13 protein-coding genes are annotated in these 15,208 nt (G+C 67.2%); 6 read left to right on the top strand and 7 right to left on the bottom strand.

Going from position 1 to position 15,208, the window contains the following annotated elements; all coding sequences use genetic code 11:
* The first annotated feature begins 51 nt into the window (after window positions 1–51).
* The gene (gene phaZ / locus CTP10_RS24220; protein ID WP_116322747.1) at window positions 52–885 is read left to right on the top strand and encodes a poly(3-hydroxyalkanoate) depolymerase; all 834 of its coding nucleotides are present in this window, start codon (window positions 52–54) and stop codon (window positions 883–885) included.
* Window positions 886–1,035: 150 nt separating this feature from the next.
* Here the strand turns inward: phaZ and CTP10_RS24215 are convergent, their stop codons facing one another.
* From CTP10_RS24215 to CTP10_RS24205, 3 genes are all read right to left on the bottom strand, one after another.
* Window positions 1,036–2,199 carry a porin gene (locus CTP10_RS24215; protein WP_116322736.1) on the bottom strand — a complete coding sequence of 388 codons (1,164 nt, stop codon included), beginning with the start codon at window positions 2,197–2,199 and terminating at the stop codon, window positions 1,036–1,038.
* Between the two features lie 111 nt (window positions 2,200–2,310).
* The gene (locus CTP10_RS24210; RefSeq protein WP_116322735.1) at window positions 2,311–2,880 is read right to left on the bottom strand and encodes an RBBP9/YdeN family alpha/beta hydrolase; all 570 of its coding nucleotides are present in this window, start codon (window positions 2,878–2,880) and stop codon (window positions 2,311–2,313) included.
* Window positions 2,881–2,895: 15 nt separating this feature from the next.
* Window positions 2,896–4,236: an MFS transporter gene (locus CTP10_RS24205; protein WP_116322734.1), complete on the bottom strand. Its 1,341-nt coding sequence runs from the start codon at window positions 4,234–4,236 to the stop codon at window positions 2,896–2,898.
* Window positions 4,237–4,568: 332 nt separating this feature from the next.
* Here CTP10_RS24205 and CTP10_RS24200 point away from each other — a divergent pair, with 332 nt between their 5' ends.
* Together CTP10_RS24200 and CTP10_RS24195 are read left to right on the top strand one after the other, a co-directional pair.
* The gene (locus CTP10_RS24200) at window positions 4,569–6,296 is read left to right on the top strand and encodes a SulP family inorganic anion transporter (RefSeq protein WP_116322733.1); all 1,728 of its coding nucleotides are present in this window, start codon (window positions 4,569–4,571) and stop codon (window positions 6,294–6,296) included.
* A 76-nt stretch (window positions 6,297–6,372) separates the two neighbouring features.
* Window positions 6,373–6,774, top strand: coding sequence for a hypothetical protein (locus CTP10_RS24195; protein WP_116322732.1), 402 nt, complete (start codon window positions 6,373–6,375; stop codon window positions 6,772–6,774).
* Window positions 6,775–6,805: 31 nt separating this feature from the next.
* Here CTP10_RS24195 and ppk2 read toward each other — a convergent pair whose 3' ends face one another.
* Window positions 6,806–7,573: a polyphosphate kinase 2 gene (gene ppk2 / locus CTP10_RS24190; RefSeq protein WP_233528358.1), complete on the bottom strand. Its 768-nt coding sequence runs from the start codon at window positions 7,571–7,573 to the stop codon at window positions 6,806–6,808.
* A gap of 471 nt (window positions 7,574–8,044) precedes the next feature.
* Here ppk2 and CTP10_RS24185 point away from each other — a divergent pair, with 471 nt between their 5' ends.
* From CTP10_RS24185 to CTP10_RS24175, 3 genes are all read left to right on the top strand, one after another.
* The gene (locus CTP10_RS24185; protein WP_233528354.1) at window positions 8,045–9,535 is read left to right on the top strand and encodes a DUF3300 domain-containing protein; all 1,491 of its coding nucleotides are present in this window, start codon (window positions 8,045–8,047) and stop codon (window positions 9,533–9,535) included.
* Window positions 9,536–9,613: 78 nt separating this feature from the next.
* On the top strand, window positions 9,614–10,462 hold the full coding sequence (locus tag CTP10_RS24180; protein ID WP_233528357.1) for a DUF2950 domain-containing protein: 849 nt from the start codon (window positions 9,614–9,616) through the stop codon (window positions 10,460–10,462).
* Between the two features lie 53 nt (window positions 10,463–10,515).
* Window positions 10,516–10,770 (top strand): RNA-binding protein, encoded by a 255-nt coding sequence (locus CTP10_RS24175; RefSeq protein ID WP_116322728.1) that lies wholly within the window; start codon window positions 10,516–10,518, stop codon window positions 10,768–10,770.
* 36 nt (window positions 10,771–10,806) lie between these two features.
* Here the strand turns inward: CTP10_RS24175 and CTP10_RS24170 are convergent, their stop codons facing one another.
* From CTP10_RS24170 to ligD, 3 genes are read right to left on the bottom strand one after another with little or no spacing between them, the layout of a single operon-like run.
* On the bottom strand, window positions 10,807–11,625 hold the full coding sequence (locus CTP10_RS24170) for a tetratricopeptide repeat protein (protein WP_116322727.1): 819 nt from the start codon (window positions 11,623–11,625) through the stop codon (window positions 10,807–10,809).
* Window positions 11,622–12,518, bottom strand: coding sequence for a non-homologous end joining protein Ku (gene ku / locus CTP10_RS24165; RefSeq protein WP_116322726.1), 897 nt, complete (start codon window positions 12,516–12,518; stop codon window positions 11,622–11,624). Before ku ends, CTP10_RS24170 begins: the two co-directional genes overlap by 4 nt.
* A gap of 30 nt (window positions 12,519–12,548) precedes the next feature.
* Window positions 12,549–15,074 (bottom strand): DNA ligase D, encoded by a 2,526-nt coding sequence (gene ligD, locus CTP10_RS24160; protein WP_116322725.1) that lies wholly within the window; start codon window positions 15,072–15,074, stop codon window positions 12,549–12,551.
* Between the last annotated feature and the right edge of the window lie 134 nt (window positions 15,075–15,208).

Raw genomic sequence — 15,208 nt, 5'->3', positions numbered from 1 at the left:
GGCATGGCTGCCCCCGGCCATGCCCGTGCGCTGCGTCTCCAGGATGAACTGATGACAACAACAGACGCCGGCACGCATGCCGGTCACAAGCTGCAGGTCCTGACCGTGGACCTGGACGGCCAGGTAGTAAAGGCCGGTATCCGGCCCGGCAGCGATGCCGGGCCGCCGTTGCTGATCTTCAACGGCATCGGCGCCAACCTTGAACTGCTCGCCCCCTTTGTCGATGCCCTTCCGGGCATCGAAGTCATTCTTTTCGACGTTCCCGGCGCCGGCGGCTCGCCCGCGCCGGTGCTGCCGTATCGCCTTTCCAGTGTTTGCGTGCTGGCTGACCGCCTGCTGTCGCACCTCGGCTATCAGGGCCAGGTCGATGTGCTCGGCGTGTCGTGGGGCGGGGCGCTGGCGCAGGAGTTTGCCCGGCTTTATGCCGCGCGATGCCGGCGCCTGGTGCTTGCCGCCACGTCGCCCGGCGTGCTCATGGTGCCGGGCAGCCTGTCGGTGCTCACCAAGATGATCGGCGTGCGGCGCTATACCGATCCGCAATACCTGCGCAGAATCGGCGCCGACCTTTACGGTGGCGCCTTCCGCCGCGATCCGGACTTGCTCGACGAACACGGCCGGCACATGCAGCCACCGCCCGGGCGCGGCTATCTCTACCAACTGCTGGCGGCGTGGGGCTGGAGCAGCCTGCCGTGGCTGGGCGCGCTGCGACAGCCCACGCTGGTCATGCACGGCAGCGACGACCCGATCGTGCCGCCGGTCAATGCCAGGATCCTGGCAGCCCGCATTCCCGACTCGACGCTGCAGATGGTCGAAGACGGCCACCTCTTCCTGGTCACCGGGCCGGAGCATGCGGCCGGCATCGTCCACGGCTTTTTGCGCCGCTGACACGGCATTGAAGCGCCAGCAACGGCGCTTTCGGCTCGTGGCCGCCGGAGGCACCCCCAACCACCACCCATAAAAAAAAAGCGGCCGTCCCGGAATCCGGGCGGCCGCAAAAGAGCATCGGTTGCAGGGTCGATGCTGCGAGACGCGTTGTCAGAACTTGTGGCGGATGCCCACTGCCGCGCCGAACATGTTGCTCTGCCCGTTGGCCAGCGCGTAGCTGTTGCCCAGAGACAGGCTGTTGGCGTAGACCGTGGCCAGCGATTCCATCATCAGGCCGGCATTCTTGGCGTAGGCCGTGGTCAGGTACACGTCGGTACGCTTGGAGAACGCGTAGTTGGCAATGAAGGCGACCTGCCATGGGTTGGGGACATGGGTATCGCCATACAGGGTCTTGACGTTGTCGTAGGCGTATTCGAGCGTCAGGCCGATGGCCGGAGTGACCTGGTAGGTACCGCCGATCCAGTAGAAATCGTCACGCTGGATCACCACGTCCGCGGCGTTCTTGTTCTGGCCCCAGCGGTAGCCGCCCATGATCTTTGCCGGACCATACGAATAGCTGGCGCCGACCACGGCCTTCTTGATCTCGCCGTTGCTCGTGCCGATGGTCGGGTTCCACTGGTCGTAGCCGAAGGTCACGCCAAACGGGCCGCCCTGGTAGGCCAGCGCGGCACCCCAGGCGGTGTCGCGCCGGAACTGGCCGGGCACTTCGCCGTTGCCGCCGATCGGCGTGGCAATGCCCACGGTCGCCGGCAGGGCCAGGCCAGTGCCGAAGGACCAGTGCGCCAGCGCCGTGACCGGGCCGAACTGGCCGGTGTACTTGATGGTGTTGTCGGCGCGGAAGTTCGGGCCGGATTGCAGCACCACCGGTTCGTACTGGGTGGCATAGGCAGCCGGCGAGAAGTTCGCCAGGGCTTCGAACATCGAGGTGTACTGGCGCCCCAGGCTGATCTGGCCGATGCCTGCCTTCTGCAGGCCGACGAAGGCCTGGCGGCCGAACAGGCGGTTGCTTTGCTGCATCGTGCCGGTATCGAGGTTAAAACCGCTTTCCAGCACGAACAGGCCCTTCAGGCCGCCGCCGAGGTCCTCGGTACCGCGCATGCCCCAGCGCGACCCGGAGACGCCGCCCGAGTTCATGCGGTAGACGTCGTTCGCCGGGCCGCGGTTGAACTGGTTGCTCGCCACCGGCACGGCGCCGACATGGTTTGCGTATTCGACATTGATGTCCACCACGCCGTATAGCGTGACGGTTGACTGCGCGAGGGCGCTGCCTGAGCAGGTTAGCGCTGCGGCTGCAGCCATGGTCCTGAGCTTCATGGAGTGTTCTCCCCTTCTTTTCCTTTGGTTTGGGATGCGGATGAATTCCGTCTGGTCTGGTATTGCCGGGTACTGCGATTCAATGCGTTTTCTTCGCGTTCTTCGCGTGCTTCAGTTGGCGCGCAGCAGATCGTCGATCAGGGCGGTCGCGCGTGGCCAGGGGCCGTAGCCCGCGGCGGGATTGAGGTGGCCGACTTCGCCCAGGTCGACCAGCGTGCTGCCCCAGTCGCTGGCCATCTGGGCCGCGCGCGGGTAGCTCGCCAGCGGATCGTTGCGGCTGGCGGCGAGGATGGTCGGGAAGGGCAGCGGGTCCTTCGGGATCGGCAGCCAGCCGTGCTCTGCGAGCGTGGCGATGTCCGGGTACCCGGCCGGCATGGGGCTTTCCAGGTCGGCTGGCGTGGCGAGCAGCGCGCCGCGGATCTTGCGGTGGTGCCGGGCGGCCCAGTGCACGGTGATCATGACGCCGGCGCTATGCGCGACCAGGACGACCGGGCCGTCGATGTCGGCCAGGGCGGCGTCCAGCGCCGCGACGCGGGCGTCGCGGCTCAGTTTGTCATGCTCCAGCGGCGGCACCGAGCGCGCGTTGGGCAGTTGTGCCTGGAGCAGGGTCTGCCAGTGTTCGGCCACGTGGTCGCGCAGGCCGGGCACCAGCAGCACGGTGGTATCAGGGGAAAGGCTCATGGTTCTGCAGGAATGTCAGTCAGAAGTTCGGGAAGCGCAGGCCTCGTGCCGGCTCTCCAGGCGGCGCAGGTCCGCAGCGTAGTAACGGCGTCCGGCAAGGAACGCGGCGGCGGCCAGCAGCGACGCCATCGGCACCAGCTGCAACGCACCGCGCAGGCCGATGTGGTCGGCCAGCAGGCCGGTGACAAACGGCCCGGGCGCCAGCCCCAGCAGGTTGTTGGCCAGCGTCAGCGTGGCAAAGGCGGTGGCGTGGATGGCCGGGCGGGTCAGGTTGGCGACCGCGGCGCTGGCAGGGCCGGCGGCGCCGCCGACAAACAGCATGCCGGCACCGATCAGTACCAGTTGCAAGGTGCCCGCCGGCAGACGGAACGCCGTCAGCAGCAGGGCGCAGCAGATCAGGCTGTAGGCCGTCGCGATCACCCACTTGCGGCAAGGCGCATGCCGGGCCAGCCAGTCTGTCATCGCCCCGCACAGCACCATGCCGACGCCGCCGGCCAGCACGAATCCCGCGGCGACCGCGCCGGCGCGGTCCGTCGCCATGCCGTAGTAGCGCGCCAGGTAGCTGGGCATCCAGGTGATCAGGGCGCCCATCACCAGCAACTGCAGGGCGCTGCCGACATAGGCGCAGAGGATCGAGCGCGCGGAGAACAGCGCGGCGAGCAGCGGGCGCAGGGGCATGGCGGGCCCGCGCGCTCCGGTATCAGCGTCTTCGCCGAGCTCCTTGCGCCGTGCCCGCAGCCGCGGTTCGGTCACGATCAGGCGGAAAACCACCACCAGCACCAGCCCGAACACCGCCATGCCGGCAAAGGCCCAGCGCCAGCCGAAATGCGCCGACAAGGCGCCGCCGAGCCCCATGCCCAGCACCGAGCCGAACGCGCCGCCGGCGATAAAGGCGGAACTCAGGCTGGCGCGCAGGTGGCGCGGGAATACCGACAGCACCACGGCAATGCCGACGCTGCCGTATGCTGCCTCGCCGATGCCCACGCACAGTCGCGCGATGAACATCTGGCCAAAGCCGTTTGCCAGTGCGCAGCCCAGCGTCGCCAGGCTCCACAGCGCCGCCATCAGCACCAGGCTGCGGACCCGGCCCCAGCGGTCGGCCAGGATCGACAACGGGAACGTCAGCAAGCCGACCATCAGCGCCACGATGCCGCCCAGCGCACCCAGTTCGGTGTCGCTAAGCGACCATTCGGCCTTCAGCAGGGGGAATACCGCGTTGAGCACCTGGCGGGACATATAGTCCGACAGCAGCAGGCCAAAGCTCAGGGCAAAGACAAGCCAGGCATAGAGGCTTGAGCGCGATGTCTTGTCCGACGGCGTTGCAACGGTGCGATGGGTAGTGGGTTGCCCGATCATGAGAATTTTTCCAGTAGTGGACCGGCTGAGCCACGGCGTTGCCAGCAGGAAAAAGCAGTCCTCTGGGGCGTGGTCGCAGGCCGGTTGCGACTGGCGAAGTATCGGATATTGGCGACCGCGGGTTTGGCCTGGCGGGACATCTCCTTTGCATTCAGGGACAATCGGGGAAAACGAGAGGGAGCCGCGTGGGGGCGGCCGGGGCAGACGGCGCCGCGACCTCGCCGTGCGTTTGGCGCGCGACCTGGCGCCGCCGGCAAGCGCCCGGGCCATGGCATGGCGAGACCGTGTCGCCACCGCCTATAGTCGATGCGTGTCGAACGAGATTGCTGCACATGGAGCCCCAGAAATTGACGCACTTCGCAGGGCAGGACGCCGGCAAGGCCGTCGGTTGGCTACGCTGGCTCCCCGGCGTCCGGGTGCTGAAGTCCTATCGGCCGGACTGGCTGCCACGGGACCTGGCGGCGGGACTGGTGCTGACCACCATGCTGATGCCGGTGGGCATCGCCTACGCCGAAGCCTCCGGCGTGCCCGGCGTTTATGGGCTCTACGCCACCATGGTCCCGCTGCTCGTGTACGCCTTGTTCGGGCCGAGCCGCATCCTGGTGCTGGGCCCGGATTCGGCCCTGGCCGCGCCGATCCTGGCGGTGGTGCTGCAGGTCGCCGGCGGCGATCCGGCGCTCGCCGTGCTGGTGGCCAGCATGATGGCGGTAGTCTCTGGCGCGGTCTGCATCGTGATGGGGCTGCTGCGCCTTGGCTTTGTCGCCGAACTGCTGTCCAAGCCGATCCGCTACGGCTACATGAATGGCATCGCCCTGACGGTGCTGGTCAGCCAGCTGCCCAAGCTGTTCGCCATCCCGGTCGAGGATGCCGGGCCGCTGCGGGAGATGCTCGAACTGGGCAGAGCCATCCTGGACGGGCAGACCAACTGGTACAGCTTTGCCGTCGGCGCCGGTAGTCTGGCGCTGATCCTGGGCCTGAAGCGTTTCGAGCGCGTGCCGGGCATCCTGATCGCGGTGGTCATCGCCACGCTCGCGGTCAGCATGTTCGACCTGGACCAGCACGGGGTGAAAGTGCTGGGCAAGACGCCGCAGGGGCTTCCCGCCTTTGTCCTGCCGTGGCTGGACGGCGCCGACCTGATGAAGATCGTGCTGGGCGGATGCGCGGTCGCGCTGATTGCCTTCGCCGACACCAGCGTGCTGTCGCGCACCTATGCGGCACGCACCAACACCCGCGTCGACCCGAACCAGGAGATGGTGGGGCTGGGCGCCGCCAACCTGGCGGCCGGACTGTTCCAGGGCTTCCCGGTCAGCAGCAGCGCTTCGCGCACGCCGGTGGCCGAAGCCGCTGGCGCCAAGACACAGCTCACCGGCGTGGTCGGCGCGCTGTCCGTGGCCATCCTGCTGCTGTTCGCGCCGAACCTGCTTCAGTACCTGCCAAGCAGCGCGCTGGCCGCGGTGGTCATCGCCGCGGCCATCGGCCTGTTTGTGATCGGCGACCTGAAGCGCATCTACCGCATCCAGCAGTGGGAGTTCTGGCTGTCGATGGTTTGCTTCGCGGTCGTTGCCGTGTTCGGCACCATCCAGGGGATTTTCCTGGCCGTGGTCATTGCCGTGATCGAATTCCTCTGGGACGGCTGGCGGCCGCACTACGCCGTGCTGGGGAAAGTGGACGGGCTGCGTGGATACCACGATATCGAGCGCTACCCGGAGGCCAGGCTGATCGACGGACTGGTGCTGTTCCGCTGGGACGCGCCGCTGTTCTTCGCCAATGCCGAACTGTTCCAGGAACGCCTGATAGAAGCGATCGACGCCTCGCCGACACCCGTGCGCCGCGTTGTGGTCGCAGCGGAACCGGTGACCAGCGTCGACGTCACCTCGGCCGACATGCTGCGCGACCTGGGCAGCATCCTGCGCGAGCGCGGTATCGACCTGCATTTCGCCGAGATGAAGGATCCGGTACGGGACAAACTCAAGCGCTTTGAGCTGATGGAATCGTTCGGCGACAAGTTCCATCCCACCGTGGGCAGCGCGGTCGATGATTACCTTGGCAAGCCAGACTGACGCCGGGCCCGATGCCCGGCCGCAGCGCTTGCAGATCACGCCAAGCTCACCGGGGCACCACCTCGAAGGAGCCGACATGAACAGCCGATACCGGGTCTTGCACGTGCTGGCATGCGTCGCCGCATGCCTTGCTGGTCTGGCACCGGCAGGGACGGCCGTTGCCTACTTCGATCACTACCTCTCCGGCACCATCGTCGGCACGCTGACGAAGAGCCAGCTCGAAGTCCTGACCGGCGTCTTTCGCAAGACGCTGGAGCAGGGCGCCGATGGTGCCCGCGTGCCGTTTACGCTGCCGCCCGACATGCGGGAGCGCCCGGTGGAAGGCGCTTTCACGCCATTGCGCACGCGGCAGGACCGCGGCGACCGGTGCCGGCAGCTGCACAGCGAGTTCCGCCGTGCCGGCGAATCGGAGAGCTGGACCGGCTGGTACTGCAGGGAAAGGAGCGGCGACTGGAAGTCGCGCAAGCTCGCCAGCTAGGCGATCGCGGCCTGCAGAGGCCTGCAGCGGCCTAGAAGCGCGACTCCACGTACCGGTACGGGTAGTCCGGTTCCTGGTATCCGTGTGCCTTCTGCCTTGCCGGCAGCTTGACCGGCTTGCGCTCGACCTCTTTGTACGGGATGCGGTCCAGCATGTGCTGGATGATGTTCAGCCGCGCCCGCCGCTTGTCGTTGGAATCGGCGACAAACCACGGCGCGTAGTCGCTGTCGGAGGCCGCGAACATGGCGTCGCGCGCGCGGGAATAGTCATACCAGCGGCTGTATGAGCGCAGGTCCATGTCGGTGAGCTTCCAGGTCTTGCGGTCGTCGTGGATGCGTCCCTTCAGGCGGCGGGTCTGCTCTTCGGGGCTGACTTCCAGCCAGTACTTGATCAGGATGATGCCGGAATGGACAATGGCCCGCTCCACCAGCGGGACGGCCCGCAGGAACTCCTCGGCCTGCGTTTCGCTGCAGAATCCCATCACGCGCTCGACCCCGGCGCGGTTGTACCAGCTGCGGTCGAAGATGACGATCTCGCCTGCCGCAGGCAGGTGCGGCAGATAGCGCTGGACGTACATCTGGCTTTTTTCGCGTTCGGTCGGGGCGGGCAGCGCGACCACGCGGAACACGCGCGGGCTGACGCGTTCGGTCATGGCCTTGATGGTGCCGCCCTTGCCGGCGCCGTCGCGGCCTTCGAACACCACGCAGACCTTGGTGCCGCTGGCCTGCACCCATAGCTGCAGCTTGACCAGCTCGCCATGCAGGTGGCGGAGTTCCTTCTGGTAAGCCTTCTCGGACATGCGTTCGCGCGGCTCGTCCGCTGCATCCGGGCGCTCCCCGGCGTCATCCCGCGGGCGCGGCGGCTCGGTCTCGGCCTGCTCCCTGTCGTGGCGCTTGTCCTTGTGCTTGGCCATCTTCCACCTCCATTGGGTTCGGACACCTCGAACGGCAAGACGTCCGGGGTTGTTGTGCTGTCTCACCTTCCTCACATTCCTCACAATAGACAATTCGGACAGCAATATCGGATCTCGAGCATTGCGCGTGGTGTCCTGGCTCTCGCCGCAAAAGTTTTTCCTATATCACTTTCGTAAATTTTTCATCTCTGCGGCAGGCGCCGACACCTATAGTTTCTCAGGGCAATAAGACGTCGCGATCGCTTTTATCGTTTCCCGGACCTGGCGCGGGCAGGGCGCTGGCGGCAGGCCGGAAGTTCAGCCCCGGACGGTGGTCCGGCAACGGGGCAAGGGAGACTGGCCATGGAGGGGCGGGGGATGCGTCTGTGGCGCCGGGTCGGCGCCTGTCTGTGCGCCGGCCTGGCATGCCTGGCGCTGAATGTCCATGCGCAGGATGCGCCAGCCGCGCAGGCGCCGTTCAAGCCGGAAGAACTTGAAGCGCTGGTCGCCCCCATCGCGCTCTATCCCGATTCAGTGTTGTCCCAGGTGCTGATGGCCTCCACGTATCCGCTCGAGATCGTGCAGGCGGCCCGCTGGGTCAAGGCCAACCCCAAGGTGAAGGGCGACGCCGCGCTGAAGGCAGTCGAGAGCCAGCCCTGGGATGTCAGCGTCAAGTCGCTGGTGGCCTTCCCGCAGGTGCTTGAGCCGCTGAACGACAAGCTCGACTGGACGCAGAAGCTGGGCGACGCCTTCCTCGGCCAGGAGAAGGAGGTGCTCGACGCCGTGCAGCGGTTGCGGGCGCGTGCGCAGCAATCGGGCAACCTGAAGTCGAACGAGCAGCAGAAGGTAATCGTCGAGCCTGCGCCGGCGCCACCCGTACAGGCGGGGCAGGAGGCACCGCCGGCACAGGCGTCGCAGACCATCGTGCGAATCGAGCCGGCGAACCCGGAAGTCATCTACGTGCCAGCCTACAACCCGACAGTGGTGTACGGGGCCTGGAGCTATCCCGCCTACCCGCCGTACTACTGGCCCCCTTATCCCGCTTACTATCCTGGCGCCGCGCTGATGACCGGCTTTGCCTGGGGCGTCGGCCTGGCCGCGGCGGGTGCCATCTTCGGCAACTGCAACTGGGGCGGCGGCGACGTCAATATCAACGTCAACAAGGCCGCCAATATCGACCGCAACTTCGACCGCACCAAGGTGCAGGGTGGAGGGAAATGGCAGCATGACGCCTCGCACCGGAAAGGCGTGGCATACCGGGATAACGCTTCGCGCGAGAAGTTTGGTGGCAGGGATGCCGCCGGCGCCAACCGGCGCAACGAATTCCGCGGCCGCGACGGCGCCGGTGGCGTGTCGGACCGTATGGCAGGCGGGGATCGCGGTGGGCGCGGTGATCTCGGCGGCGACCGTGGCGGCGAACGCGGAGGCTTTGGCGACCGCGGCGGTGAGCGCGGAAGCCTTGGCGAACGTGGCAGTGCAGGAGATCGCGCCGGCGTCTCCGACCGGGCTGGAGCATCCGACCGGGCTGGAGCATCCGACCGGGCGCGCACTTCCGACCGGGCCGGAGCATCCGACCGGGCTCGCACTTCTGACCGGGCCGCGGGCGGCGGACGCGACAACGCGTTCCAGGGCGTGGGCGGTGGAGGCGCGGCCGCGCAGCGAGACTTTGACCGCGGCCGTGCCAGCACGCAATCGGCCTCGTACCGCGACAGTGGCGGCCAGCGTGGTGGCGGTAACTTCAGCGGTGGCGGCCAGCGTGGCGGCGGCGGGGGTGGCTTCAGTGGCGGCGGCGGCCGCGGCGGCGGGGGCTTCAGCGGGGGTGGCCGCGGTGGCGGGGGCGGTGGCCGTGGCGGTGGCGGACGGCGTTGAGCGGGGGACAGCGATATGCAGCGCACGAAACGATCGGGCCTGGCATGGCCGTGCCGCAAGGCGTTGTCCCTCGGCGGGATGCTGGTCGCATTGGCGACGGCGCCAGCCTATGCGCAAAAGGACTTCGCTACGCCCGAGGCCGCAATGAATGCCTTCGGCGAAGCCGTCGCCACCAGCGACGACGCCGCCATGAAGTCTCTGCTCGGCGCCCGCTACACCGACCTGATCCCGCCGGTCGGCGCGGATATCCGCTACAAGTTCCTGGAGGCCTGGCACCAATCGCACGCGATTCGTTCCGACGGACCCGACCGGGCCCGCATTGCCGCGGGCAAGGACGACTGGACCATGCCGGTCCCGCTGGTGAAGACGGCAAAGGGCTGGCATTTCGACACGCGCGCCGGGGTCGAGGAGATGCGCCTGCGCCGGATCGGCCGCAACGAACTGTCGGTGATGCAGACCTTGCTTGCCGTGTGCGATGCGCAGAACGAGTATGCGCAGCTGATGCGCCAGGACCGCGGCGTGACAGCGTACGCATCGAAGCTGGTCAGTTCGCCCGGCAAGCACGATGGCCTGTACTGGCCAACCCGCTCCGGCGAACCGGAAAGCCCGCTTGGCCCCGCGTTCCTCAGCGCCGAACATCGCAGCGCGCCGGGCGGCGGCTACCATGGATATCGCTACCGGCTGCTGACCTCGCAAGGCACGCATGCGCCCGGCGGCAAGTATGACTATGTCGTCGGCGGCAAGCTCTTTGGCGGGTTTGCCGTGATCGCGTGGCCGCTCCGCTACGGGGATACCGGCGTCAAGACTTTCATGGTGAGCCACGACGGCCGCGTCTTCGAGCGCGACCTGGGCCCGGACAGCGCGGCCCGGGCCGGCGCGATCCGGTCATTCGACCCGGGGCCGGGGTGGACCGAGGTCAAACCATGACGCCCCGGGTGACGGCACGCTGGACACCCTTGCGCGACCTACGGAGGTGAATCATGTCCGTTCTCATGCTCAGCAACATCGATGCCGAAGTCACCGATGAAGACATCGGCGCCTTCCTGGTGAAATACGGCTTCCCGGAATACAACAGCATCGAGCACCTGGATGGCGACGGCAGCAGGCCGTCCGTCAGGCTGACCTTCGACACGCTGGACGATGACACCCTGGACAAGCTCAAGGCCCGCATCCACCAGATGTTCTGGCATGGCCACAAGGTCAGCGCGCTGGTATTGCGGGAGCGCTTCAGCTGAAGCAGGCAGCCATCCGCGTCCCCATCGGCCTGCCGGCTACTCCGCGCGGTTGAGCCTTCGATACTGGTTGAAGTGCCGCACCGCCTTCTGGAAGTGCCCCAGTTCATGATGCAGCCGCGCGGCGTTGTAATGCGCATCGGCATCGCCGGGTGCCAGTTCGATGCAGCGATCGTAGGCGGACAGCGCAGACTGGGGTGCGCCGATATCTTCCAGCGCGACACCAAGGTTGAAATGCAGCTGCGGCGCGTCCGGCAGGCAGGCCAGCGCGCCCTCATATAGCGCGATCGCTTCATCGAAGCGCTGCTGGTCGGACAGCAGGCACCCCAGGTTCAGGTACGCGTCCAGCATGCCGGGCGACAGCGTCAGTGCGCGCCGGTAAGCGGCTTCGGAAGCTACGGCGTCGAAGGGCTCCAGCGCCTGTGCGCGCGCAAATACCTCGTCGGCCGCCGCTTCGCTGGCGGCCGCGCGTGCCAGTTCAACGACGCGCACGTCGTCCGGGGCCGGCTCGAATTCCATCAGCCGTTGCCCGCTCTCCACCAGCCACGCGCCGTGCCGGTCGCGCACAGATACCTTGCCGCTGCTGGCGGACATGCGCACGCCTGACAGGTGCCGGTCCGGCGCCAGCCGTTCGAGCCGATGCAGCGCCCGCAGGATCTGCGCCGGTGCCACGCGCGCCTGGTACAGCGAGGCCGCGGTACGGATCAGTACCACGTCCTGGAAGGAGAACAAATGTTCGCCGCGCGGGCCGCGGGCAGGCGTGACCAGCCCGGCGCTGACCAGGCTGCCGATCAGCCGGCGCGACACGCCCAGGCGCGCCTCCAGCGCTCGCGTGGTCAGGCCTTCGCCGCGGTTCACGCCGATTTCTTCGCGGTGCGCCGGATCGGCGTGGGCGCCGCCGGCGTTGCCGCGCGTTTGCCGGGACGGCGGGCGGATGCAGTGTCGGCGGCGGCCTTGCCTTTGGCCGCCGGCGCGCCCTTCTTGGACAGGCTGGCGCGCAGCGCATCCATCAGGTCGATGACCTCACCGCCGGCGGCGACTTCGGCCGGCTCCGGCGAGACGATCTGCTTGCCGGTGATCTTGGCGTCGATGGCGGCGAGCACCCTGGCTTTCTCTTCGTCCTTGTACTGGGTCGGATCGTACTGGTCTTCCGATGCCTGCTCGATCAGCTGGATCGCAAGCTTCAGTTCGGCATCCGAGACCGACACATCCTCGATATGCAGTTCGGTGATACTGCGCACCTCATCGGCAAACAACAGCTGCTGGAACACCAGGCCGCCTTCGACCGGCCGGATCTGCACGATATGCGACTTGCCCTTGGCGGCCCACTTGGCGATGGCACACCGCCCGGTCTTCGCCATGGCTTCGCGCAGCAGGCTGTAGGGCTTGCCGCCGCGTTTGTCCGGCGCGATGAAATAGGCCTTGTCGTAGTACAGCGGATCGACGCTTTGCTCGGGAATGAACGCGACGATATCGACCATGTGGCTGGCGCTTTCCTCCAGCGCCTTGAGTTCGTCCGGCGAGAAGGTCACGAAGCGGCCCTTCTCGAATTCGTAGCCCTTCACCATCTCGGCCCGCTCGACCACCTTCTGCGTCTGCTCGGAGATGTACTGCTGCTTCAGGCGCGAACCCTCCTTGCTCAGCAGGTTGAAACGCACTGCCGAGCTGGCTTCGGTGGCCGTGTAGAGCTTGACGGGGATCGAGACAAGACCGAAGGACAGGGACAGCGAGGCGAGGGATCGGGCAGGCATGGAGGTCTCCGCAATGCAATACGGCTGGAATCAGCTTAAGCGCTCGATGGCGGCGGTCAAAGTCTGGCTTGTGTCCCAATAGGACTGCCACGGGTCGGCGACCTGGAAGCTGAGGTACTCGCGGGCATCCCGGATCGTCCACTGTGCGCCACTTTTCAGCTTGCCAAGTTGCTCCCACGACACCGGCATGGATACCCCGAGCCCCGGCCTGGCGCGGGCCGAGAACGCGGCCGCGGTGGTCTGGGAAAAGCCGTTGCGCAGGTAGTCCACGAATATCCGCCCCTTGCGGTTGGCCGCGCCGGAGCGGGCAGTGAAGCGCTGGGGGAGGGTGGCCGCCAGGTGTTGCACTGCGGCCCGCGAAAACGCCTTGACCTCGTCGTACGAGCGGTGCGGCGCCAGCGGCACAACCACGTGCAGGCCCTTGCCGCCGCTGGTCTTCAGCCAGGACTGCAGGCCGAGTTCATCCAGCAGCGTGTGCACCAGCATGGCGGCTTCGAGCATCGACTCCCACGCCACACCCTCGCCGGGGTCGAGGTCGAAGATCACGCGGTCAGGGCGGTCGATATGGCATGCGGTGGAATTCCAGGTGTGGAACTCGACCACGTTCATCTGGGCCGCGGCGACGATGGCGTCGGCCGAGTCGGCCGTCAGCAGCGCGCCATGGCCGGGCCAGAGCGACGCGGAGCGTTCGGTCAGCCCCGGCATTGCCGTCTCCGCATGCTTCTGGAAAAACGTCGGCGCGTCGATGCCCTCCGGCGCGCGCACCAGCGACAACGGGCGATCGGCGAGGTGCGGCAGCATCAGGCTGGCGACGCTCTCGTAATAGCGCACCAGTTCGACCTTGGTGATGCCCCTGGCCTTGTCGATGATGCGTTCGGGGTTGGTGACCTTGATGGCGGCCATGCCATGCGGCGTCACGGCGGTCTGGACCGCTTCGCGCCGGACCGACCTGGCGGGGCGGTCGCTGCGCAGGCCCTTGAAGGAGGCGTGGCGGATCTGTCCTTCCGGGGTCCAGTCGGAGAACTCGATCTCCGCCACGAGGGTTGGCCTGACCCATCGCCCCGGCGCAGCACGGCCGCGGCCCCAGCGCCCGCTGGCACGCGCCTCGGTCGCGAACGGGCTGTCGTCAACCTGCAATGCCGCAAGGCGCTTGCGCAGTTTCGCGGCCATCTCGCTATCCCAGCCGGTGCCGACGCCGCCGACGTAGAGCAGGCCGCCTTCATCGCCCTCGTCATAGACGCCAAGATGCAGCCTGCCGATTTCAGTCTTCGACCCTTCGCGGTCCGCGAACCCGCCAATGACAAACTCCTGGCGCAGCTTGCACTTGGTCTTGAGCCAGCTCTGCGTGCGCGCCGAAACGTAGGCCGCGTCCGCCCGCTTGAACATCAGCCCTTCCAGCCCCAGCCGGCACGCCGCCTGGAACATCTGCGCGGGCGGCGCTTCGAAAGCCTCGCTGAAGCGGACGCGCTCGGTGCGCGCGCCGACCAGCTCGGCCAGCTTTTCCCGGCGCTGGGACAATGGCAAGCCGCGCAGGTCGCGCCCTTCCCAGTAGGGCAGGTCGAAGGCAAAGAAGACCATCGCGTCGTGGCGATGGCCGTCGATGGCGTTCTGCAGTGCATTGAAATCCGGCATGCCATCGCGCAGCACGACGATCTCGCCATCCAGCCAGCCCTGCGAGATATCCAGCTTCTCGATTTCGGCGGCCACCGAGCCCAGCTTCCTGGTCCAGTCATGGCCGTTGCGGGTGTAGAGCGTTGCGCGGGCATCGTCGATCCTCGCCAGGATGCGGTACCCGTCGAACTTGGTTTCGATGATCCAGCCGGCGCCGTCCGGCAGCGTGGGCGAGGGCGTGGCGAGCTGCGGCGTCAGTCTTGCCGGGAGCGGCGCGCGTGGCGCGTACCTGATGGCCTCGGCCGCGTCTTCGACGACGCCCGGCCCGGATGCGTTCAACGCGCCCAGCGGCCTGGCGATGACGCTGTCCGGCAGCGCTGCCAGTACGTCGAACTCCGACAACGGGCGCGCCCAAGCGTCGCGCTTCTTGAAGAGAATCCATTGTTCCGACTTGTCGCCCGGCCGGGCGATGCGGACCAGTTCCCAGCGGCCGGCCAGCTTTTCGCCGGACAGGTCGAACACCAGCTTGCCGGCCGCCATGCCGTCATGCGCGTCGCCGACGGGCGCCCAGGTGCCGCGGTCCCAGACGATGACCGCGCCGGCGCCGTATTGTTTCGGCGGAATTTCGCCTTCGAAGTCCGCATAGTCGAGCGGATGGTCCTCGACATGGATGGCAATACGCTTTTCGGCAGGATCGTAGCTGGGTCCCTTGGGCACGGCCCAGCTCAGCAGCACGCCATCCAGTTCGAGCCGGAAATCGTAGTGCAGGCGCCGGGCCCAGTGCTTCTGCACGACAAAACGCAACGGCTGCGCCTTACCCCTGCGCCGAGAGCCGGCAGGCTCGGGGGTGATGTGGAAATTCCGCTTTTCCTGGTAGTCCTGGAGGCTGTCCGGCTGCTCCGCTGCGCGGCGCCTGGCCGTTGTCGCCCTTGCATTCGTTGCCATAAGACTCACGCGCCTCAGCCGCGCCACGAGAGCGCCCGCGATGCAAGAAGTCTAGGGGGTGCCACGGAGGCGGTGTATCGGGCGGCGTCTTACGCGCGAGGGGGAAAGTGCGGGGGAAAGTGCGGTTATCGGCA

It is taken from the genome of Cupriavidus sp. P-10 (assembly GCF_003402535.2).
In the GTDB taxonomy this organism is placed as follows: Bacteria; Pseudomonadota; Gammaproteobacteria; order Burkholderiales; family Burkholderiaceae; genus Cupriavidus.
Note: the sequence above shows the minus strand (reverse complement) of the source record. Positions and strands in the feature narration are given on the sequence as shown.

Bases quoted from the DNA above. Each gene is read 5' to 3' on its own strand.
- phaZ (WP_116322747.1), top strand. From the start codon at position 52: ATGACAACAACAGACGCCGGCACGCATGCCGGTCACAAGCTGCAGGTC.
- CTP10_RS24215 (WP_116322736.1), bottom strand. From the start codon at position 2,199: ATGAAGCTCAGGACCATGGCTGCAGCCGCAGCGCTAACCTGCTCAGGC.
- CTP10_RS24210 (WP_116322735.1), bottom strand. From the start codon at position 2,880: ATGAGCCTTTCCCCTGATACCACCGTGCTGCTGGTGCCCGGCCTGCGC.
- CTP10_RS24205 (WP_116322734.1), bottom strand. From the start codon at position 4,236: ATGATCGGGCAACCCACTACCCATCGCACCGTTGCAACGCCGTCGGAC.
- CTP10_RS24200 (WP_116322733.1), top strand. From the start codon at position 4,569: ATGGAGCCCCAGAAATTGACGCACTTCGCAGGGCAGGACGCCGGCAAG.
- CTP10_RS24195 (WP_116322732.1), top strand. From the start codon at position 6,373: ATGAACAGCCGATACCGGGTCTTGCACGTGCTGGCATGCGTCGCCGCA.
- ppk2 (WP_233528358.1), bottom strand. From the start codon at position 7,573: ATGTCCGAGAAGGCTTACCAGAAGGAACTCCGCCACCTGCATGGCGAG.
- CTP10_RS24185 (WP_233528354.1), top strand. From the start codon at position 8,045: ATGCGTCTGTGGCGCCGGGTCGGCGCCTGTCTGTGCGCCGGCCTGGCA.
- CTP10_RS24180 (WP_233528357.1), top strand. From the start codon at position 9,614: ATGCTGGTCGCATTGGCGACGGCGCCAGCCTATGCGCAAAAGGACTTC.
- CTP10_RS24175 (WP_116322728.1), top strand. From the start codon at position 10,516: ATGTCCGTTCTCATGCTCAGCAACATCGATGCCGAAGTCACCGATGAA.
- ku (WP_116322726.1), bottom strand. From the start codon at position 12,518: ATGCCTGCCCGATCCCTCGCCTCGCTGTCCCTGTCCTTCGGTCTTGTC.
- ligD (WP_116322725.1), bottom strand. From the start codon at position 15,074: ATGGCAACGAATGCAAGGGCGACAACGGCCAGGCGCCGCGCAGCGGAG.